21 protein-coding genes are annotated in these 19,556 nt (G+C 68.3%); 15 read left to right on the forward strand and 6 right to left on the reverse strand.

Going from position 1 to position 19,556, the window contains the following annotated elements; genetic code table 11:
- Positions 1–85: 85 nt before the first annotated feature.
- Together ACWEKS_RS06275 and ACWEKS_RS06280 are read right to left on the reverse strand one after the other, a co-directional pair.
- Complete coding sequence (locus ACWEKS_RS06275; protein ID WP_452339097.1) at positions 86–1,240, reverse strand: serine hydrolase domain-containing protein; 1,155 nt, start codon at positions 1,238–1,240, stop codon at positions 86–88.
- A gap of 113 nt (positions 1,241–1,353) precedes the next feature.
- Complete coding sequence (locus tag ACWEKS_RS06280; RefSeq protein ID WP_452339098.1) at positions 1,354–2,790, reverse strand: MFS transporter; 1,437 nt, start codon at positions 2,788–2,790, stop codon at positions 1,354–1,356.
- A gap of 105 nt (positions 2,791–2,895) precedes the next feature.
- Between ACWEKS_RS06280 and ACWEKS_RS06285 the strand changes: the two genes are divergently transcribed.
- The gene (locus ACWEKS_RS06285; protein WP_452339099.1) at positions 2,896–3,318 is read left to right on the forward strand and encodes a MarR family winged helix-turn-helix transcriptional regulator; all 423 of its coding nucleotides are present in this window, start codon (positions 2,896–2,898) and stop codon (positions 3,316–3,318) included.
- A 23-nt stretch (positions 3,319–3,341) separates the two neighbouring features.
- On the opposite strand, the gene ACWEKS_RS06290 is transcribed toward ACWEKS_RS06285, so the two are convergent.
- From ACWEKS_RS06290 to ACWEKS_RS06300, 3 genes are all read right to left on the reverse strand, one after another.
- A complete protein-coding gene (locus ACWEKS_RS06290) occupies positions 3,342–3,965 on the reverse strand; it encodes a hypothetical protein (RefSeq protein WP_452339100.1) in 624 nt (207 codons plus the stop codon).
- 185 nt (positions 3,966–4,150) lie between these two features.
- The gene (locus ACWEKS_RS06295) at positions 4,151–4,549 is read right to left on the reverse strand and encodes a CD225/dispanin family protein (protein ID WP_379399775.1); all 399 of its coding nucleotides are present in this window, start codon (positions 4,547–4,549) and stop codon (positions 4,151–4,153) included.
- A 126-nt stretch (positions 4,550–4,675) separates the two neighbouring features.
- Positions 4,676–5,440: an IclR family transcriptional regulator gene (locus ACWEKS_RS06300; protein ID WP_452339101.1), complete on the reverse strand. Its 765-nt coding sequence runs from the start codon at positions 5,438–5,440 to the stop codon at positions 4,676–4,678.
- An 82-nt stretch (positions 5,441–5,522) separates the two neighbouring features.
- Between ACWEKS_RS06300 and ACWEKS_RS06305 the strand changes: the two genes are divergently transcribed.
- From ACWEKS_RS06305 to ACWEKS_RS06360, 12 genes are all read left to right on the forward strand, one after another.
- Positions 5,523–5,762, forward strand: coding sequence for a thiamine-binding protein (locus ACWEKS_RS06305; RefSeq protein ID WP_452339102.1), 240 nt, complete (start codon positions 5,523–5,525; stop codon positions 5,760–5,762).
- A complete protein-coding gene (locus tag ACWEKS_RS06310) occupies positions 5,755–6,144 on the forward strand; it encodes a helix-turn-helix domain-containing protein (RefSeq protein WP_452339103.1) in 390 nt (129 codons plus the stop codon). Before ACWEKS_RS06305 ends, ACWEKS_RS06310 begins: the two co-directional genes overlap by 8 nt.
- Positions 6,145–6,410: 266 nt before the next feature.
- Positions 6,411–7,835, forward strand: a complete 1,425-nt coding sequence (locus ACWEKS_RS06315) for a nucleobase:cation symporter-2 family protein (protein WP_452339104.1) — start codon at positions 6,411–6,413, stop codon at positions 7,833–7,835.
- Between the two features lie 214 nt (positions 7,836–8,049).
- The gene (gene uraD / locus ACWEKS_RS06320; RefSeq protein ID WP_452339105.1) at positions 8,050–8,547 is read left to right on the forward strand and encodes a 2-oxo-4-hydroxy-4-carboxy-5-ureidoimidazoline decarboxylase; all 498 of its coding nucleotides are present in this window, start codon (positions 8,050–8,052) and stop codon (positions 8,545–8,547) included.
- Entirely contained in the window at positions 8,535–8,879 is a 345-nt protein-coding gene (gene uraH, locus ACWEKS_RS06325) for a hydroxyisourate hydrolase (protein WP_354840832.1), read from the forward strand. The genes uraD and uraH overlap by 13 nt, the downstream gene beginning before the upstream one ends.
- A 6-nt stretch (positions 8,880–8,885) precedes the next feature.
- The gene (gene pucL, locus ACWEKS_RS06330; RefSeq protein ID WP_452339106.1) at positions 8,886–9,791 is read left to right on the forward strand and encodes a factor-independent urate hydroxylase; all 906 of its coding nucleotides are present in this window, start codon (positions 8,886–8,888) and stop codon (positions 9,789–9,791) included.
- A gap of 31 nt (positions 9,792–9,822) precedes the next feature.
- Complete coding sequence (locus ACWEKS_RS06335; RefSeq protein ID WP_452339107.1) at positions 9,823–11,229, forward strand: nucleobase:cation symporter-2 family protein; 1,407 nt, start codon at positions 9,823–9,825, stop codon at positions 11,227–11,229.
- 161 nt (positions 11,230–11,390) lie between these two features.
- Positions 11,391–12,212 carry a hydroxypyruvate isomerase family protein gene (locus ACWEKS_RS06340; protein ID WP_452339108.1) on the forward strand — a complete coding sequence of 274 codons (822 nt, stop codon included), beginning with the start codon at positions 11,391–11,393 and terminating at the stop codon, positions 12,210–12,212.
- Between the two features lie 54 nt (positions 12,213–12,266).
- Positions 12,267–13,157: a 2-hydroxy-3-oxopropionate reductase gene (locus ACWEKS_RS06345; RefSeq protein ID WP_379399768.1), complete on the forward strand. Its 891-nt coding sequence runs from the start codon at positions 12,267–12,269 to the stop codon at positions 13,155–13,157.
- 2 nt (positions 13,158–13,159) lie between these two features.
- A complete protein-coding gene (gene gcl / locus ACWEKS_RS06350) occupies positions 13,160–14,938 on the forward strand; it encodes a glyoxylate carboligase (protein ID WP_452339109.1) in 1,779 nt (592 codons plus the stop codon).
- Between the two features lie 9 nt (positions 14,939–14,947).
- On the forward strand, positions 14,948–16,120 hold the full coding sequence (locus ACWEKS_RS06355; protein ID WP_452339110.1) for a glycerate kinase: 1,173 nt from the start codon (positions 14,948–14,950) through the stop codon (positions 16,118–16,120).
- Between the two features lie 19 nt (positions 16,121–16,139).
- Positions 16,140–17,015, forward strand: a complete 876-nt coding sequence (locus ACWEKS_RS06360; protein WP_452339111.1) for a fumarylacetoacetate hydrolase family protein — start codon at positions 16,140–16,142, stop codon at positions 17,013–17,015.
- A gap of 146 nt (positions 17,016–17,161) precedes the next feature.
- Here the strand turns inward: ACWEKS_RS06360 and ACWEKS_RS06365 are convergent, their stop codons facing one another.
- Entirely contained in the window at positions 17,162–17,953 is a 792-nt protein-coding gene (locus ACWEKS_RS06365; protein ID WP_452339112.1) for a VOC family protein, read from the reverse strand.
- Positions 17,954–18,180: 227 nt separating this feature from the next.
- Here ACWEKS_RS06365 and ACWEKS_RS06370 point away from each other — a divergent pair, with 227 nt between their 5' ends.
- Together ACWEKS_RS06370 and ACWEKS_RS06375 are read left to right on the forward strand one after the other, a co-directional pair.
- Entirely contained in the window at positions 18,181–18,870 is a 690-nt protein-coding gene (locus ACWEKS_RS06370) for a VC0807 family protein (RefSeq protein ID WP_452339113.1), read from the forward strand.
- Positions 18,863–19,522 (forward strand): TMEM175 family protein, encoded by a 660-nt coding sequence (locus ACWEKS_RS06375; RefSeq protein WP_452339114.1) that lies wholly within the window; start codon positions 18,863–18,865, stop codon positions 19,520–19,522. Before ACWEKS_RS06370 ends, ACWEKS_RS06375 begins: the two co-directional genes overlap by 8 nt.
- The last annotated feature ends 34 nt before the right edge of the window (positions 19,523–19,556 follow it).

The raw sequence follows: 19,556 nt of genomic DNA on the forward strand, positions 1-19,556 counted from the left end.
GGCCGACCTGCGTCAGGACCCGGGCGTCGCGCTCAGCCTATCCGCTGAGCACGGCTTCCCCGATGATCTCCACGGATGTTCCAGATCAGGGCAGAGGCGGCGGGCGGTCGGGCACCAGCAGGGTGGCGATGGCGGCGCCGATGGGGATGGCGTTGTCGGTGTCGGGCTTGGCGGCCGGGCCCAGGGTGGCGTAGACGACGATGGTGGTGTCGGATTTGGTGTCGTAGAGGGCGATGCCGTGGTAGCCGCCGTAGGCGGGGTTCATGAACAGCCAGTCGGCCATGTGGGGCACGCCGAAGGCGAAGTACTTCTGGCCGGTGAGCGGGCCGAGACCGGCGGTGGAGGGGGCCATCATCTGCTGGAACTGGCTGCTGGAGAGCAGTTCTCCCGTGCCGAGGGCCCGGACCCAGCGGCCGACGTCGGTGACGGTGGAATTCATGTTGCCGGAGTGCAGGAAGGCCGTCGGGTTCCAGAAGGTGGCGTCTTCGAAGATCTTTCGCTCGTCGGTGTAGCCGTGCAGGATCGGCTCGTCGATCCGGGCAGTGCGGACCACCGCGGAATGCCGCATGCCGAGCGGTCCCAGGACGTACTGGGAGATCAGGTCCCCCAGCGATTTGCCGCTGGCCAGCTGCAGCACCTCACCCAGGACGACCAGGTCGCTGTGGGCGTAGGCGAAGCTGGTGCCGGGATCGAACAGGGGCGGGCGGGCATTGGCCAGGTCGAACAGCTCCTGGGCGGTCCAGGTGTGAAACGGATTGTCGGCGAAGCGTTTCAGGAAGCCGGGGTCGGTGACGTAGTCGGAGATTCCGGAGGTGCTGTCGGCGAGCATGCGCGGGGTGATCCGGTCGGCGCGCGGGAAGGCCGGCAGCCAGGTGGCGATCGGCTGGTCCATGGACAGGGTGCCGGCCGCGTCCAGATGCCACAGCACGGTGGACAGCATCGGCTCCATGGGCTGGCCCACCCGCAGCTGCATGTCGGTGGTCGCGGGGATGCCCAGCGGCGAGTCGCCCACCGCGCCGATGGCGATCGGCGCCTTACCCCGCCACACCCCGAAAACCGCTGCGGTGAGGTCGAGTTGGGTCAGTTTGGTGCGCACGATATCGGCGATCTGCGCGGCTTCGGGGGAGTTGGTGCCGGAGCTCTGCGTCCCACCGCCCCGATCGGATCCGCAGGCACCGGCGGCCACGGTCAGCACGATCGCCAGGACCACACCCACTCGGCATCGAGTAGACACACCCATCACCGGATCCCTTCATCGAAGAAGACGGCCCGAGCAGCGTGGATGACAATCTACGCCGCCGCTCGGGCCGTCTTCGCCACGGATCACCGGGGTGCCGGGATTTCGCCGGTCGGTCAGGCGACGGGCACCGGGTCGGGGCGGGCGGCTCCCGCCGTCGCGGTGATGCCGGCGGCGAGGAGGGCTGCGAGGGTAAGGATTCCCGCACTCACCAGGTACGTGAGCTGGAAACCCTGGGCCAGGGCCTCGGTGGGGGAGGCGCCGGCGGCCAGCCGGGCCGTGCGGTGATGGAGGGCAATGGTGGTCAGGACGCCGAGTCCCAGGGCCCCGCCCAGTTGCTGGGTGGTGGTGACGAAACCGGAGGCCAGGCCGGTGATATCGGCGTGGGTTTCGCCGACGGCGGCGATGGTGATCGAGACGAACCCCAGGCCCATGCCGAAACCGGCGGTCAGCATGCCGGGAAGGAGGTCCGGGTAGGAGGCGGTCACCGGAATCTGGGCAAGCAGCAGCATGCCGACGGCGCCGGAGGCCATGGCGGCGACCAGGATCGGGCGGACGCCGACCCTGGGGACGAGGCCGGCGGCGGTGGCGAAACCAGCGATGACCAGGGCACAGAACGGGAGCCAGGCCACGCCCGTGCGGAGCGGGGAGAAACGGAGGACCTGCTGGAGGTACAGGGTCAGGAAGAAGAGCATCGACAGGATGGCCGAGCAGAAGAGGATGTTCGCGGTGTTGGCGACGGCGCGGTCGCGGTCCCGGAAGAAGGACAGCGGGATCATCGGGGCCCGGGAACGGCGGGCGCGCAGCAGGAATGCGGTCAGCAGCATCAGGCCCAGGGTGATGCGGGCTGCGGTGGCGAGGCCGGCGGAGTGGCCGCTGTCGATGAGGCCGAGGTCGAAGGCGGCGATCGCGCCGGTGATCAGGGCCGCGCTCAGGCCGTCGAGACGGATGTCGGTGCGGGGCGGGCGATTGTCCGGGAGCAGCCGGTGTACCAGGACCAGTGCCAGGACTCCGACCGGCACATTGATGAGGAAACACCAACGCCACCCGGCATATTCGGTGATGACCCCGGAGAGGACGACACCGAGGGTCGCCGCCAGACCGCCCAGCCCGGCCCAAATGCCCAGGGCGCGATTGCGTTCGCGGGGTTCGGCGAAGAGTCCGGCGACGATGCTCAGGGCGGCGGGGCCGGCGAACGCGCCGCCGATGCCCTGTCCCGCGCGGCTGGCGATGAGCATGGCCGAGTCCTGCGCCAGGCCGGTGGCCAGCGAGGAGAGGCCGAAGACCGTCACGCCGATCAGGAAGACACGCTTGCCGCCGAACAGGTCCGCGGTGCGCCCGCCGACCAGTAGAAAGCCGCCGAACAGCAGCAGGTAGGCATTGATGATCCAGGTCAGGTCGGACTCGGACATGTGCAGGTGCCGCTGGATGGTGGGCAGTGCGACGTTCACGACCGTGTCGTCGAGGTTGAGCATCATCTGGACCGAGCAGAGCAGGCTCAGGGTGAGGTAGCGGAGGGTGGCTCGGCTCGCCACGGGAGGTGCGGTTGTCATGACTCTCCATTTATTGGTGGTGTACCACTAATAAATGAGAGTGTGCGACCGAAACTGTTGGTGGTCAACCACTAATTTCTCGGCGCGCGCCGGTAGAGTGGGCGAGTGACCGATGAGCAGCGCCAGCCCACCACCGCCGAACTGGTCGATGTGCTGCAGCGCGCCGTCGCACTGGTCCGAAACCACTTCGCGGTCACCACGGCCCGGCTCGGCGTCACTCCGGTGCAGGCCAAGGCGCTGGGGCACCTCGCCGAACCACTGACTCTCAAGGAGCTGTCCGCCCGGCTCGGGGCGGACCTGTCCAATACGGCCACCTCGATCGACCGGCTCGAGTCACAGGGCTTGGTGCAGAAGCAGATTCATCCAACCGACCGCCGCGCCCGCCTGGTCACGCTGACCGCGGCCGGGGAGGCGCTCCGCACCCAGCTCGATGAACAGGTCTTCGGGGCGGTACCGGCGCTGGCCGTGCTGGACGCGAACCAGCAGCGCGAGCTCTATGCGCTGCTGGAACTCGTTGTCTCCCAATAGGGTTGAGCTGAGCTGCGCAGTGTTCAGCTGGGCTGGGGCACAGCCGGGCCGGGCTGGGCTGCCGGCGCCGGATTGATCAGACCGTCCGCCACGCCGACGGCCGCCCCGACACCTGCGCCGAGCGCCATGAACGGTGCGGCGACCATGGCGTAGCCGATGACGCCGCCGATGGCCGGGACGATGACCAGGCCGATCGGCGCGAAGGGGAGTCCGGCGATCGCGCCCGAGACCACGCCGACCAGTGCGCCGGTCCACGCGATCGGACTGGCCACGACGGACCCGATCGACGCGCCGATGGCCGCGTCACCGAGGACGGCCTTCGCGACGCTGGTGGAGCGGTCATGGTCGAGCCCGGCCGCTTCGAGCGACTGCGCCAGACCGGCTTCGGTGCCCGTGGTCGCGGTATTGATCTGCTGGGTCTGCTCGGGGGTCAGAAAGAACGGCCGGTCGAGCTGGAGGGTGCCGATGTGAATCGACGAGTCCGGGATATCCAGGGCCGGCTGATCCGCCGCGGCCGGTGGCGCTTCCTCGGCCAGGGCGGGTGTTACTCCCAGGAGAACCAGGGAGAGGGGAAGAGCCCCCGCAACGGCGACCCGGGCCGCACGCCGACAAAGCTGAACCGAACTTGTGGGCTGCCTTGTGCCCATAGGGAAACCTCATTCCGAGATGTCGATGACTTCGCATCAGGATTCGAAACCGGAACCCTCTCGGATCTGTCCCGATTATGGGAATTGTTGGCAGCGACGGGTTTTGCGAGGTGTCGGACGAAGTTGTGCGAGGCATGGGAAGAAGTCCGGGGCCCGCGCACTGTCGTGCACGGGCCCCGGAACCGTCAGCCGCGGTGCATCCGCGGGCCCGGGCCGCCCCAATTGTGGTGGCCGTGATGGCCGTGGTGCATGAGGACGAGCATGCCCACGATGTAGAGGATGGCGAACAGGACGAAGAGGGCGCCGCCGATCCAGAGGGAGAGGATGCCGAGGTAGCGGGCTCGGTGCGAGGCGTAGCGGGCGCCGTCGGCATCGCCTTCGGACCACAGGGGAAAGACGTTCAGGGCGTGGGTGAACGCGGAGAAGGAGAGGGGCCAGAAGAACAGGAGGGACGCGACGGCCCAGCCGATATTGTTCGGCGGGCGAGTGATGGGTCGCTGTGAGGTTGCGGGGGTGGTGGCCGCGTCTGGAAGCTCGGTTGTTCGGGGCTCGTCGGGCGTCGCGGCCGGTTCGGGGGTCGTCATGGCAGCATCCTTTTCGAATTGCCTGGTCCGCGAGTTTTCGCGGGTTCTATGAGGTCGATTACGACATCGCTGTCTGGTAGCCGACCGAGAACCGCCGGTGAGATTGCTGCGTAGGAGATTCGAGAACTATCGGAGGTCGTCGGACAGGACGGCGGCGACCTCTGTCAGCAGCGGTGCCGCGCGGTCGATGAGCTCCTCGGTCATCCGGCCCACCGGGCCGGACACCGAAATCGCCAGCCGGGCAGGCGCTTTGGGCACCGCGACCGCCACACAGCGCACGCCGAGCTCCTGCTCGCCCTCGTCCATGGCGTATCCGGTGCGCGCGGCTTCGTCCAGCTGCCGGGCGAACTCCTCCGGATCGGTGATGGTGTTATCGGTGTAGCGCGGCATTCCGGTGCGCTGCAACAGCTCTCGGGTCAGGTCCGGCGCCGAACCCGCCAGGATGGCCTTGCCCACGGCCGTGCAGTGCGGTAGCACCCGCCGGCCCACCTCGGTGAACATGCGCATGGAGTGCCGCGACTGCACCTGCGCCACATAGACGATCTGATCGCCGTCCAGCATGGCCATGTTCGCGGATTCACCGAGCTCGTCGACCAGCCGGGACAGGTGCGGGCGAGCCAGCACCGCCAGCATCTGCGAGGAGCTCTCACCGAGCTTGATCAGCTTGGGGCCCAGTACATATTTGCGCGACGGCTCCTGGTGCAGGTAGCCCAGATCCACCAGGGTCCGCACCAGCCGGTGAATGGTCGGCAGCGGCAGCCCCGACTCCGTGGCGAGCTGGGACAGGCCCATCATGCCGCCCTCGTCGGCCATCAGCTCCAGCAGGGCGAACGCGCGCTCGATGGACTGCACGCCGCCGGTGCCGCTCTTGGGTTCCTTCGCTGCTGGCACCCCGGTCCTCCTCAGTTTTTCCGAATGCCGGAATTCTAGGGCAGATCGTAGATCACCTGTTCTGCCCAGTAGCCTGAGGCCCATGCGGCTACGCGCGGAGTTCACGACCGAACCGTTCCACGGCGAAGGGGAGACGCCGCCGCATGCCAGAGCGGCTCTCGAACTGGCGGAGTCGGCCGGTCTGGAATGCGATTTCGGTCCGCTCGGCACCTCGGTGGCCGGGACCGACGATCGGCTGCTGCCGGTGCTGGGCCAGATCATGGTGACCGCCTTCGCGCACGGGGCGACCCGGGTGACCATGCAGGTCGAGCAGGATGACTGAGCGTTCGCCGATGGACGAGTCGCACCCCGTGCTGGTGACCCTTGCCCCGTTGCTGGAGAGAACCGGCGGCCGCCTGGTGTCCGCGCAGGAGGCCACCGCCGACGATGTCCCTCTGGTCTGGGAAGGAACGACCCTGGCCTGCGTGCGTTTCGGTCCGCCCGAGTCCGACACCCTCGGCGGCCTGGAGCGGCTGCTGGACGAGGTGGCGGCGGAGCTGGGCGGGCCGCTGGCGGGTCTGCCGCGCGTCGAGAAGCAGCGTGCTGTGCGATTGCTGGAAGAGCGGGGCGCGTTCACGTTCCGTAAGTCGGCGGAGACCGTGGCGGCGGCGCTGGGTGTCACCCGCTTCACCGTCTACAACTACCTGAACCGCGAACGCGCCTGACCGGTCTGTCGGCCGACCGATATATATTCAACGAATTGTTGACGGCCAATGTGGCCCGTGCCACTCTTCTCGGATAGCGGAATGACCCTTCCGTTATCCGAGAGAGGTTGCGCCAATGGAGACGTTGAGCGAACGCGGTTCACCTGTGGGCCAAAGAGTTTCGACGCCATACCGAAGACTGTCGACGGTCGTCCGGCCGTCGCGATCGGGCCGACTACGCGACGGAAGTGCTGCTTCCTCCGCTGATCGAGGGGGCCGGCCCGCCCGTGACTGCTGAATCCGCACCCGGCGTCCCGGGAACTCCCTCCACGCCGGGGTCCACCGCACCGGGGCTGGAACCCGAAGCGCCCGAACGGCATCCGGTCGATGTCGTCCCGCCGCCCTGGCAGTTGCTCGCCGGCGGCCTACAGCACATCGCCGCCATGGTCGCCGGCGTGGTGGCGCCACCGCTGATCGTGGGGGCCGCGGTCGGCCTGGGCACCCGGGACACGGTCCTGCTCATCACCGCGAGCCTGTTCACCGCCGGACTGGCCACCCTGCTGCAGTCCCTGGGCTGGTGGAAGTTCGGCGCGCGGCTGCCGCTCATCAATGGCGGATCGTTCGCGGCGGTGGGACCGATCCTGGCCATCGCCAAGGACGCCGCGCCGGGCGAGGCGCTGCCGGTCATCTTCGGGGCCACCTTGGTGGCGGGCATGCTGGCCGTCCTCGCCGCCCCGTATTTCTCACGGCTGCACCGGTTTTTCCCGCCGATCGTGGGTGGCACGGTCATCTCGCTCATCGGCCTGTCGCTGCTGCCGGTCGCGCTCGGCTGGATCAGCGGTGCGGGCGAGGGCTCCATGGGCTCCGCGCATGTGCCGTTGAAGAACCTGCTGGACGCGGCGATCGCGCTGGTGGTCGTGCTGCTGTGCCATCGATTCCTGAAAGGGTTCGGGCGGCAGCTGGCCCTGCTGATCGGACTGGTCGCGGGTTCGCTGGCGGGATGGCCACTGGGACTGCTGGATACGGGCCCGGTGCGCAACAGCGCGCTGGTCGGTTTCATACCGCCCATGCACTTCGGTGCACCGCAGTTCCAGATCGGTGCGATCGTCTCGCTGTGCATCGTGATGCTCGTGGTGATGACCGAGTCGACCGCGACCATGATCGCGCTCGGCGAGATCGTGGACCGGCCCGCCGAGGAACAGCACATCGCGGGCGGTCTGCGGGCGGCCGGTGCCGGCACCATGCTGGCCTCGGTCATGGGCGGATTCGCCTGCGGCGCTTTCGCGCAGAACGTCGGACTGGTGGCGCTCACCCGCATGTACAGCCGTTTCGTCGTGGCCGCCAGCGGTGCGCTGCTGGTGCTGCTGGGGTTGTTCCCGGTGGCGAGCGCGGTGGTGGAGCTGGTGCCGAAACCGGCTCTGGGCGGAACGGGTCTCGTACTGTTCGGGACGGTCGCCGCGAGCGGTATTCGCACCCTGGCCAAGGCCGATCTGCACGATCCGATCAACTCCCTGATCGTGGGCGTCGCGCTGTTCATCGGCATGACACCGACGGTCGCGCCCTCGTTCTACGCCGGTCTGCCGGGACCGGTGTCGATCATCCTGGCGTCGGGGATCAGTGCGGGCTGTCTGGCGGCCCTGGTGTTGCACCAGCTGTTCGGATCCCGCACCAGCGCCGCCCTGGCGGCGGCACCGGCCGCGCGGAATACCTAACCGACTCCGGTGCGATGAGCAGCGGCGGAGGGTCGACCACGGTCGGCCCGACGCCGCTGTCCGCGTTTCGGGGTGGTCGGCACGTATGCTCGGCTAGTGCCCTGACCTGCAGCCTCTGTATATTTTCAACAAAATGTTGACGAGTTGTTGTGGCCCGTGACACTCTTCTCGAGTAGCGGAATCACCCTTCCGCTATCCGAGAGAGGTAGCGCCGATGGTGACATTGAGCGAATTCAATTCGACAGCCGGGGAACAACTCCGGCCGGACCTGCTGACCTGCTGTGACGTGCCCGCCTGGGCCGACGGCGTGCTGGCGGCCCGGCCCTATGCCGATATCGACAGCGTGCTCGCCCGGGCCGGCGAACTGGCCGGCGCCCTGAGCGGAGCCGAGGTGGATCGCGCGCTGGCCGCGCACCCCCGCATCGGCGACCGGGTGCAGGGCGCCGACACCGGATCCGCGTGGTCGCGCCAGGAGCAGGCCGGGGTCGGCCAGGACGTGGCCATCGCCGCGCAGCTGCTGGCCGGCAATCGCGCCTACGAGCAGCGTTTCGGCCGGGTCTTCCTGATCTGCGCCACCGGCCTGTCCGCCGAGCAGATTCTGGCGAGCCTGCACCAGCGCCTCACCAACGACGACACCACCGAGGCGGCCGTGGTGGCCGAGGAGCTGCGCAAGATCGCGGTCCTGCGCCTGCGAAAGGTATTCGAGCAGTGAGCACCATTACGACGCACATCCTGGACTCCGCGCTGGGCAAGCCCGCGGCCGGTGTCGAGGTGCGGCTGGAACAGGTCGGCCCGGACGCGCGGGTGCTGGCCGAGGGCAAGACCGATGACGACGGCCGGATCCGCGATCTCGGCCCCGAAGGGCTCGCGGCCGGTGTCTACCGGCTCACCTTCGATATCGAAAGCTATGCCGCCGCAACGAATCAGACCTACTTCTACCCGTCGGTCTCCATCACCTTCAAGGTCGCCGGGGCGGCGGGCGAGCACTACCACGTGCCCCTGCTCATGAGCCCCTTCGCCTATTCCACCTACCGAGGAAGCTGAACTCACATGGCAATCAAGCTGGGACAGAACCAGTACGGCAAGGCCGAGAACCGCGTCGTCCGCGTCTACCGCGACACCCCGCGCCACCAGATCCGCGACCTGAACGTCTCCTCGGCGCTGCGCGGCGACTTCGCCGACGCCCACATCACCGGTGATCAGGGCGACGTGCTGCCCACCGACACCCAGAAGAACACCGCCTTCTCCTTCGCCAAGGAGAAGGGCGTGCACTCCATCGAGGAGTTCGGTCTCACCCTCGCCGACCACTTCATCTCCCGGGCCCCCACCGCCACCGGTGCGCGCGTCGAGATCGAGGAGTACGCCTGGGATCGCATCGAGGTCGACGGCCAGGGCCACGATCACTCGTTCGTGAAGTCGGGCCGAGGCGTACGCACCACCGTGGTGAATGTCGACGGCGTCGGCCCGGATCGCAAGGCCCACGTGGTCTCCGGCGTGCAGGACCTGACCCTGCTGAAGACCACGGGCTCGGAGTTCCACGGCTTCTTCAAGGACAAGTACACCACCCTGCAGCCGACCAGCGACCGCATCATGGCGACCTCGCTGGTGGCCCGCTGGCGCTACAACCACACCGACGTCGACTGGGACAAGACTTACGACGCCATCCTCAAGACCATCCTGCGGCAGTTCGCCGTGGTGCACTCGCTGGCGCTGCAGCAGACCCTCTACTCCATGGGCCGCGCGGTGCTCGAGCAGTTCACCGAGGTCGCCGAGATCCGTTTCTCGGCCCCGAACAAGCACCACTTCCTGGTGGACCTGAGCCCCTTCAATGTCGACAACCCGGGCGAGGTCTTCATCGCCGCGGACCGTCCGTACGGCCTGATCGAGGCCACCGTCGAGCGCGACGACGCCAACGAGGCCGGGAACGCCTGGCTCGCCACCCCGGGCTTTTGCTGAACGGCTCAGTGCTGATCTAGGAGGTGCGGCGATGGGTGATGACCAGAGCCGCGTGACAGAGACCATCACCCGTCCCGAGGATGCGCGACATCCCCTGGGCCAGTTGGTGGTCTACGGAACTCAGCACATTCTGACGATGTACGGCGGTGTGATCGCACCGCCGCTGATCGTCGGCGGTGCGGCCGGGCTCTCGGCGTCGGACGTGGCCCTGCTGGTGACGGCGGGCCTGTTCCTCTCCGGTCTGGCCACCCTGCTACAGACTCTCGGCATCGGGCCCGTCGGCTCCAGATTGCCGATCGTGCAGGGTATTTCGTTCGCCAGTGTCTCGACGATGGTCACCATCGCGAGCGACGGCGGACTCCGGCCGGTCTTCGGCGCGATCATAGTCGCCGGTCTGATCGGGCTGGTGCTGTCCAGCTTCTTCGCCAAGCTGGTACGGCTCTTCCCGGCCGTGGTGACCGGGACGATCATCACGGTGATCGGACTCTCGTTGCTGCCCACCGCATTCCGGTGGGCAATGGGCAACGATCCCAAGGCGGCCGATTACGGCTCGATGGGCAATATCGGTTTCGCGGGGCTGACCCTGCTCATCATTCTGGTGATCAGCCGGCTCTTCCAGGGCGCGATCTCACGGCTGTCGATCCTGATCGGCCTGGCGATCGGCACCCTGCTGGCCGTGGTCACCCACCACGCCGACTTCTCGGCGGTCGGCAAGGCGAAAATCATTGCGCTGCCGCCGATCCTGCACTTCGGCGGGCCGACCTTCGAGGCCGGGGCGATCGTGTCCATGACCATCGTGATCCTGGTGATCATGACCGAGACCACCGCCGACATCCTCGCCATCGGCGAGATCGTCGGTACCGAGGTGGATTCGGCGCGGGTGGCGGCCGGCCTGCGGGCCGACATGCTGTCCACTACGGTCGCGCCGGTGTTCGGCAGCTTCCCGTGCAGTGCCTTCGCGCAGAACGTGGGACTGGTGGCGCTCACCGGCATCAAGAGCCGATTCGTGGTCGCGACAGGCGGTTTGGTGCTCGTACTGCTGGGCTTGTTCCCGGTGGTGGGCGCGGTGGTGGCCGGGATTCCGTATCCGGTGCTGGGCGGTGCGGGCATCGTCCTGTTCGGATCCGTGGCGGCGAGCGGTATCCGCACGCTGGCGCGGGTGGACTTCACCGACAACCTCAATATGGTCATCGTCGCGGTGGCCATGGGCGTGGGCCTGATTCCGATTGCGGCGCCGACGTTCTGGGACCGGTTCCCGACCTGGCTCGGGGTGATCATGCACTCCGGCATCTCCGCCACGGCGGTGGTGGCGATCGCGTTGAACCTGGTGTTCAACGAGATCAAGGGTGGAAACAAGTCGGGCGCTTCGGTGTTCGCGGCAGCCGAGGATCGCAAGGACGAACTGGGCGAGCGCCTGGACGACGATATCCGCGACTGAATCGGCAATTTCGTATATCTCGTGCCGTACTGGCCGGTAGCTCCCGGAACTCTCTTGACGGGGTTGTTTCGGGAGCACTAGCATTTTCATATCCCGAAAAAACATTTCCGCATTGTGGAAAATAGCGGAAACGCTGCGGGAACGAACTGGAGGGATTCCTGATGACCCACTCGCTCAACTACGCCGTGAATTGCTCGCTGCTGTTCACCGAGCTGCCCATCCTGGAGCGCCCGGAAGCTGTGCGGCAGGCCGGATTCGACGCCATCGAGTTCTGGTGGCCCTTCGCCGAGGCGGTCCCGTCGGACCGGGACGTGGACGCTTTCGTCGCCGCCGTGCAGAACGCGGGCGTGCAGCTGATCGGCCTCAACTTCTTCGCCGGTGACATGGCCGGCGGCGACCGCGGCCTGGTCTCCTGGCCGTCGCGGTCCGCGGAGTTCCAGGACAATATCGACGTCACGGTCGGCATCGGAGAACGACTGGGCACCAAGGCTTTCAACGCCCTCTACGGCAACCGCGTCGACGGCGCCACCCCCGAGCAGCAGGACGAGCTGGCCGTCGAGAATCTGGCGGCGGCGGCCGTGGCCGCCTCCCGGATCGGGGCCACCATCCTGGTCGAGCCCGCTTCCGGCGCGCCGCGCTACCCGCTGCTGAAGGCCGTCGACGGCCTCGCCGTCATCGACAGGGTGCAGGCGTACGCGGGCGTCAGCAATATCGGCCTGCTCGCCGACCTCTACCACCTCGCCGTGAACGGCGACGACGTGGACAAGGTGATCTCCGAGTACACCGACCGGATCGCCCACGTGCAGATCGCCGACAACCCGGGCCGCAACGAGCCGGGCACCGGTGAGCTCCAGCTCGAGCTTCAGCTCACCGACCTCGCGTCGCGCGGCTACCGGGGCTGGGTCGGCCTCGAGTACAAGCCGTCCGGCCGTTCCGAGGACGCCTTCGAATGGCTGCCGCGCGAGCGCCGCGCCGCGAAGTAGCCCGCCGTTCAGAGACCCAGAGAACTTGCCATACAGAGGATTAGGGAACAGATCATGACCAACATCGCTTTCATCGGCCTCGGCATCATGGGCAGCCCGATGGCCGTCCACCTCCAGAACGCCGGCCACGCCGTCAAGGGCTTCGACCGCAACCCGGCCCAGGCCCAGCCGCTGGTCGACGCGGGCGGCCGTGCGGTCACCTCGATCGCGGACGCCGTACGCGGCGCGGAGGTCATCGCCGTGATGGTGCCGGACTCCCCGCACGTGCAGGAGGTACTGGCCGGTGAGAAGGGTGTCTTCGAGACCGCCGAGCCCGGCGCGCTGATCATCGACTTCTCCAGCATCCGCCCGGATGTCACCCAGGAGCTGGCGAAGCAGGCCGCCGAGCGTGGCTTCCGCCTGCTGGACGCCCCGGTCTCCGGCGGCGAGCCGGGCGCGGTGAACGCGACCCTGTCCATCATGGTCGGCGGCTCGGCCGAGGACTTCGCCACCGCCAAGCCGGTTTTCGACACCGTCGGCAAGACCATCGTGCACGTCGGCACCAATGGCGCGGGCCAGACCGTGAAGGCCGCCAACCAGCTCATCGTGGCCAGCAACATCCAGGCCGTGGCCGAGGCCGTGGTCTTCCTCGAGGCCTACGGCGTCGAGCTGGGCCCCGCCCTGGACGTGCTCGGCGGCGGCCTGGCCGGTTCGGCCGTGCTGAACCAGAAGCGCGACAAGATGATCAACCGCGAGTTCGCGCCGGGCTTCCGTATCGACCTGCACCACAAGGACATGGGCATCTTCACCACCGCCGCGCGTGAGGCCGGTCTGGTGACCCCGGCCGGCTCGCTCATCGCGCAGCTGGTCGCCTCGGCCCGCGCCAATGGCGACGGCCACCTGGACCACTCTGCACTGCTGCGCGGCGTCGAGCGCCTGAGCGGCAAGCTGGACAAGGAGAACTGATTATGGCGCGCATGCGCACCGTCGACGCGGCGGTCCTGATCCTGGAAAAGGAAGGGGCCACACAGGCTTTCGGCCTGCCGGGCGCCGCGATCAACCCGTTCTACAGCGCCATGAAGGCGCACGGCGGCATCAAGCACGTGCTGGCCCGCCACGTCGAGGCCGCCTCGCACATGGCCGAGGGCTTCACCCGGGCCAAGCCCGGCAATATCGGCATCTGCATCGGGACCTCGGGCCCCGCGGGCACCGACATGGTGACCGGTCTGTACGCCGCCAGCGCGGATTCCATTCCGATCCTGTGCATCACGGGCCAGGCCCCGGTGTCCAAGCTGCACAAGGAGGACTTCCAGGCCGTCGACATCGCGTCCATCGCGAAGCCGCTGGCCAAGTGGGCGCACACCGTGCTCGAGCCCGCCCAGGTGCCCGGCGCTTTCCAGAAGGCGTTCTGGCTCATGCGCGAAGGCCGTCCGGGCCCGGTGCTCATCGATCTGCCGATCGACGTGCAGCTGGCCGAGATCGAGTTCGACATCGACACCTACGAGCCGCTGCCCGTGGCTCGCCCGGCCGCCACCCGGGCGCAGGCCGCCAAGGTGCTGCAGATGCTGAACGCCGCGAAGCGTCCGCTGATCATCGCCGGCGGCGGCATCATCAATGCCGACGCCGACGCCCTGCTGGTGAAATTCGCCGAGCTGACCGGTGTTCCGGTGGTCCCGACCCTGATGGGCTGGGGCACCATCGCCGACGATCACGAGCTGAACGCCGGCATGGTGGGTCTGCAGACCTCGCACATCTACGGCAACGAGTCGCTGCTGGCCTCGGACTTCGTGCTGGGTATCGGCAACCGGTGGGCCAACCGCCACACCGGTGGTCTCGACACCTACACCAGGGACCGCAAGTTCGTGCACGTCGACATCGAGCCGACCCAGATCGGCCGGGTCTTCGCGCCCGACTACGGCATCGTCTCCGACGCCGGCGCGGCCCTGGAGCAGTTCATCGCCGTCGCGGAATCCCTTGACGCCGTGGGTGGTCTGACCGACCACGGTGACTGGGCCAAGCAGGTGCGTGCCCGCCGCGCGACCGGACAGCGCAAGACGCACTTCGAGAACGTGCCGCTCAAGCCGCAGCGCGTGTACGAGGAGATGAACAAGGCGTTCGGCCGGGACACCCGGTACGTCACCACCATCGGCCTGTCGCAGATCCAGGCCTCGCAGCTGCTGCACGTGTACAAGCCGCGGCACTGGATCAACGCCGGTCAGGCCGGTCCGCTGGGCTGGACCCTGCCCGCCGCGCTGGGTGTCGCCACCGCGTGCAAGGACGAGCAGGTCGTCGCGCTGTCGGGTGACTACGACTTCCAGTTCCTCATCGAGGAATTGGCCGTCGGCGCCCAGTTCAACATCCCGTACATCCATGTGCTGGTGAACAACTCGTACCTGGGGCTGATCCGGCAGGCGCAGCGGGCGTTCGAGATGGACTACTACGTCCAGCTCGACTTCGAGAACATCAACTCGCCCGAGGTCAACGGCTACGGCGTGGACCACGTCAAGGTCGCGGAGGGTCTGGGCTGCAAGGCGATTCGCGTCTTCGAGCCACAGGACATCGGTCCTGCCTTCGAGAAGGCCAAGTCGCTGATGGCCGAATTCAAGGTGCCCGTCGTGGTCGAGTGCATTCTCGAGCGCGTCACCAATGTGTCCATGGGCGCGCGTGAGATCAACGAGGTCGTGGAGTTCGAGGAGCTGGCCTCGGCCTTCGTCGACGCCCCGACCGCAACCGTCCCGCTGGACTAGAGGATTCCCATGGCTCGTGTGCTGATCGCCTCCGACAAATTCAAGGGCTCGCTGACCGCGGCGCAGGTCGGGGCCGCCGTGCGAGCCGGAATCCGGCGGGCGCGTCCCGACGCCTCGGTGGCGGTCGTGCCCGTGGCCGACGGCGGTGACGGCACCGTCGCCGCCACGCTCGCAGCCGGTTTCGACGCTGTCCCGCTGACCGCGTCGGGGCCGACCGGGGAACCGGTGCTGACCGCCTACGCCCGCCGCGACGATCTCGCGGTCGTGGAGATGGCGGATGTGTCGGGCCTGGTGCGGCTGCCGGAAGGCCGGCTGCGACCGATGACCGCCACCAGCCGGGGCACCGGCGAGGTGATGGCGGCCGCGGTCGCGGCCGGGTGCCGCCGCATCGTGCTCGGCATCGGCGGTAGTGCCGGAACCGACGGCGGCGCAGGTCTGTTGGAGGCGCTCGGCGCCCGGCTGCTGGACGCGGATGGGCAGCCCATCGGCGACGGCGGGGCGGCTCTCACCCGGGTGCACGCCATCGACCTGACCGCCCTGCGTGAGCGGATGGACGGCGTCGAGGTCACGGTGGCCTGCGATGTCGACAATCCGCTCACCGGGCCCTATGGGGCCGGTGCGGTCTACGGACCGCAGAAGGGCGCCGATCCGGCCCAGGTGGCCGAGCTGGACGCCGCGCTCGGGCAGTGGGCGCAGCGGCTGGCCGCGGAACTCGGGTCGGATCGGCGCGACGCGGCGGGGGCCGGCGCCGCGGGGGGTGTCGGATTCGCCGCGCTCGCCGTCCTCGGCGCGACCCTGCGGCCCGGCATCGAATTGATGCTGGAGCTGGTCGGTTTCGACGCGCGGCTGGCCGGGGTGGACCTGGTAGTCACCGGTGAGGGCAAGCTCGACGAGCAGACCCTGCACGGCAAGGCGCCAGCGGGTGTCGCGGCGGCCGCGCGGGCCGCGGGGGTACCGGTGGTCGCCGTGTGCGGCCGGAACACGTTGCCGGCGGACCGGTTGCGCGAAACCGGCATCGCCGCGGCGTATTCGCTCATCGAGATCGAGCCGGACGAACTGCGCTGCCTGAGTGCCGGCGCAATGCTGTTGCAGCAGTTGGGTATTCGCATCGCGCACGAACACCTGCCGGGTGGCGCGGGGGTGGCGGCCGTGACCGCCGAGCAATCGGGGGCCGAGAAATGAAGCAGCCGGGAGGCGACGTATGAAACTGCTGCGCGTAGGGGCCCGGGGCGCCGAGCGTCCCGTGGCCATCGATGATGAGGGCGCGCTGCGCGATCTGTCGTCCGTCACCGCCGATATCGACGGCCGGCTGCTGGGTGATCCGGCGGCGCTGAGTGCGGTGCGGTCCGCGCTCGCCGCCGGAACTCTCCCCGAGGTGGATCCGGCCGCGCGGGTCGGCGCACCGATTGCCCGGCCCGGCAAGGTGATCGGCATCGGGCTCAACTACACCGACCATGCCGCCGCCATCGGCGCGGCCATTCCGGAACGGCCCGTGGTGTTCCTGAAGCCCGGCACCACGGTGAGCGGTCCCTACGACGCCATCGAGCTGCCACCCGGCAGCCGCGCCACCGACCACGAGGTGGAGCTGGGCGTGGTGATCGGCCGCACGCTGCGCGACTGCCCGGACGCCGCCACCGCGCTGGGGGCGGTGGGCGGCTATGTCACCGCCAATGACGTCACCGAGCGCAATGGCATTGCGGGCGAACCGACCTGGGTGAAGGGCAAGTCCTTCGACACCTTCACCCCCATCGGCCCGTGGCTGGTGACACCCGACGAGGTCGCCGAACCGCAGGCGCTGAGCCTGCAGCTGTGGGTGAACGGGCAACAGCGGCAGGCGGGTACGACCGGCAATATGGTCGCCGGGGTGGGCGAACTGCTGCGGTACCTGAGCACGCTGATGACCCTGGAACCCGGTGATCTGGTGCTGACCGGAACCCCGGGTGGCGTCGCGGTCAGCCGGCCGGAGCCGAAACCCTATCTGCGCGACGGTGATGTCGTCGTCGTGGAGGTCGCCGGACTGGGCAGGCAGCAGACCCTGGCCACCGGCGTGCGCGGCGCCGTCGTCACCGGGGGATGAGTTTCCCGCGGCGGCGTCCGAAGCGCTGCTGGGGCGCCGACCACGTCGCCGCGGGATGATCCGAACGGCCCGGTCACTGTGGGGACCGGGCCGTTCGTCCTGTCCGGGGCCGGTTATCGATCGGGTACACGCAGCCAGGCAGCCGGTCAGGACTTGTTGCCGCCCAGGCTGAATCGCACGCCGGACGGGTCGGCCACCGCCGCCAGCCGGCCGTACGGGGTGTCCTCGGCGGGCCGCACCACGCTGCCGCCCAGCTCGGCGACCTTGCGCACGGCGGCGTCCACGTCCTCGACGCCGAAGTAGACGGTCCAGTATCCGGGCACACTCGGCGGCAGGAAGCTGCTCGAGTCCATCACGCCGCCCAGCATCGGGGTCACGGAATGGATGGTGGTGTACCGGAATTCGGGCGTATCGCCAATGGTGAACGGGTCCTTCCAGCCGAAGACCTCGCGATAGAACTTCAGGGCGTCGTCGTAGTTGCGCGTGTGCAGTTCGAACCACGAGGGCGCGCCCACATGCTCCTCCCACTGCCCGCCGCCGACCACGCCGCGCTGCTCGAACCCGGCCATGGTCCCGGCTTCCCACACGCCGATCCCGACCCCGCCGTTGTCACCGAACACGCCGAACTTGCCGAGGTCCCCGACCGTCGTCACCGGCGCCGCGATCATCCCGCCGGCCGCCGGGACGGCCGCCGCGGTCGCCTCGGCGTCCGGGCTGGCCAGGTATATGGTCCACTGATCGGGCCCGCCGCTCCCGTCATTGCGCATCCCGCCCGCGACGGCCAAGCCGTCCTTGCGGAAGGTGATGTAGTCGCCGTACTCGGGCGCGACATCCGCGCTCCACCCGAACAGCTCGCCGTAGAAGTCGATGGCGCTGTCGGTGTCGGTGGTGAAGAGATCGGTCCAGACCGGATCGCCCGGCTGTGTCACGTAGGACATGGTCAACTCCTCGAATCGGTATTTCGGTCCCCGGGAATGGAGACGACGCCCGGCTCCGGAAATCATCGTCTTCCGCGGGCCCGAAGCGGGGATGGCGGCGGACGGCGTGTCCGGCGCCGGCATGACAACTGTCATGGCCGGGAGGTGATGGTTGGCAGATTCGGCGAGGTCGGCGCGACCGTAGCGTCATTCCTGTAGCGCACAAACCGATTACAGGAGTTCCGACCATGGCCGACAACATCGCCGCAGTGCCCGCGCCGCAGTCGCAGGACCGGCCGAACCTGCTGCGCCTGCTCGCACCCACCGCCCGTGACATCGCGGTGCCGCTCGCGGCGTACTACCTCCTGCACTGGGCCGGGTACTCCGATTTCCTCGCGCTGCTGGCGGGCGCGGTGTTCTCCGGCGTCGTGGTCCTCGTCGAGGCGATCCGGGCCCGGCGCGTCGACGCCCTGGCCGCGCTCATCCTGGCCGGCTTCGTCTTCGGCATTGCCAGCTCGCTGATCAGCGGCGACGCCCGGATGATGATCGTGCGGGACTCGCTCACCACCGCCGTCATCGGTCTGGCGTTCGGGGTGAGCGCACTGCTGGGCAAGCCGCTGACCTACGTGGCGGCCCGGAAGGCCTTCGCGAACTCACCGGCGAAGCTGGCGGAGATGGAGCACAATTTCCGCACCAACCCGCTGGTGCGCCGCGTGCACAACCGGATCGCCGGGATGTGGGGCGTGGGCCTGGTCGGCGAGTCCGTGCTGCGGGTGGTGCTCGCCTACCGACTGCCCATCCACACCATGGCCTGGCTGTCGAGCGTGCTCATGATCGGCGTGACCGTGCTGCTGATGGCGATCACGGTTCGAACCATCAAGCGGGCCAAGCGATCTGAAGCGATCACGGAATCGGGTTACGCTTCCGTCCATGAGTGACGGATCGGTTCCGGATCGCACGCTCGCCGGAACCGCCCGGGTGGAAGCGTTCAGCGACGGGGTGATGGCGATTGCCATCACCCTGTTGATTTTGGATATCCGGGTGCCCGACCACGAGCCCGGGCACCTGCTGCAGGCGCTGGCGCACATCTGGCCGGCGTACGTGGCCTATCTGGCGTCGTTCATGACGATCGGCGTCGTGTGGATGAACCACCACACCTTCTTCGGGCGATTACGGCGCATCGACCACGTGCTGCGGTGGTGGAATCTGATGCTGCTGCTGGGCATTTCGCTGGTGCCGTTCCCGACGATGGTGGTGGCCGACAATGTGGTGCACGGGACCAACCGGGACGCCGTGGTGGCGGTGGCGCTGTACGGGATCGTCGGGGTGATGATGACCGTGCCGTGGGCGCCCATGTGGTGGCGGCTGGCGAAGCGGCCGGAGATGTTGAAGCCCGGTCTGGGTGCGGATTACGCGCGGCGCGAGAGTTGGCGGGCCTGGCCGGGCATCCTGGTCTACGCGGTGTGCATCGGGGTCGGATTCTTGTCGCCGATCACGGCTCTGGTGCTGTATCTGCTGGTCTCGACGTTCTACGGCCTCAGCAACAAAGGGTGGACCGCGCCGTCCGATCCGGATCCCGACGAGGAGTGACCCTTGCCAATTTAAGCGATTGTGATTAACTGCC

The sequence above is a fragment of the Nocardia sp. NPDC004711 genome (assembly GCF_053601595.1).

Coding starts and splice junctions, on each gene's coding strand:
- ACWEKS_RS06275 (WP_452339097.1), bottom strand. CDS start 1,240: ATGGGTGTGTCTACTCGATGCCGAGTGGGTGTGGTCCTGGCGATCGTG.
- ACWEKS_RS06280 (WP_452339098.1), bottom strand. CDS start 2,790: ATGACAACCGCACCTCCCGTGGCGAGCCGAGCCACCCTCCGCTACCTC.
- ACWEKS_RS06290 (WP_452339100.1), bottom strand. CDS start 3,965: ATGGGCACAAGGCAGCCCACAAGTTCGGTTCAGCTTTGTCGGCGTGCG.
- ACWEKS_RS06295 (WP_379399775.1), bottom strand. CDS start 4,549: ATGACGACCCCCGAACCGGCCGCGACGCCCGACGAGCCCCGAACAACC.
- ACWEKS_RS06305 (WP_452339102.1), top strand. CDS start 5,523: ATGCGGCTACGCGCGGAGTTCACGACCGAACCGTTCCACGGCGAAGGG.
- ACWEKS_RS06310 (WP_452339103.1), top strand. CDS start 5,755: ATGACTGAGCGTTCGCCGATGGACGAGTCGCACCCCGTGCTGGTGACC.
- uraD (WP_452339105.1), top strand. CDS start 8,050: ATGGTGACATTGAGCGAATTCAATTCGACAGCCGGGGAACAACTCCGG.
- pucL (WP_452339106.1), top strand. CDS start 8,886: ATGGCAATCAAGCTGGGACAGAACCAGTACGGCAAGGCCGAGAACCGC.
- ACWEKS_RS06335 (WP_452339107.1), top strand. CDS start 9,823: ATGGGTGATGACCAGAGCCGCGTGACAGAGACCATCACCCGTCCCGAG.
- ACWEKS_RS06340 (WP_452339108.1), top strand. CDS start 11,391: ATGACCCACTCGCTCAACTACGCCGTGAATTGCTCGCTGCTGTTCACC.
- ACWEKS_RS06345 (WP_379399768.1), top strand. CDS start 12,267: ATGACCAACATCGCTTTCATCGGCCTCGGCATCATGGGCAGCCCGATG.
- gcl (WP_452339109.1), top strand. CDS start 13,160: ATGGCGCGCATGCGCACCGTCGACGCGGCGGTCCTGATCCTGGAAAAG.
- ACWEKS_RS06355 (WP_452339110.1), top strand. CDS start 14,948: ATGGCTCGTGTGCTGATCGCCTCCGACAAATTCAAGGGCTCGCTGACC.
- ACWEKS_RS06360 (WP_452339111.1), top strand. CDS start 16,140: ATGAAACTGCTGCGCGTAGGGGCCCGGGGCGCCGAGCGTCCCGTGGCC.
- ACWEKS_RS06365 (WP_452339112.1), bottom strand. CDS start 17,953: ATGTCCTACGTGACACAGCCGGGCGATCCGGTCTGGACCGATCTCTTC.
- ACWEKS_RS06370 (WP_452339113.1), top strand. CDS start 18,181: ATGGCCGACAACATCGCCGCAGTGCCCGCGCCGCAGTCGCAGGACCGG.
- ACWEKS_RS06375 (WP_452339114.1), top strand. CDS start 18,863: ATGAGTGACGGATCGGTTCCGGATCGCACGCTCGCCGGAACCGCCCGG.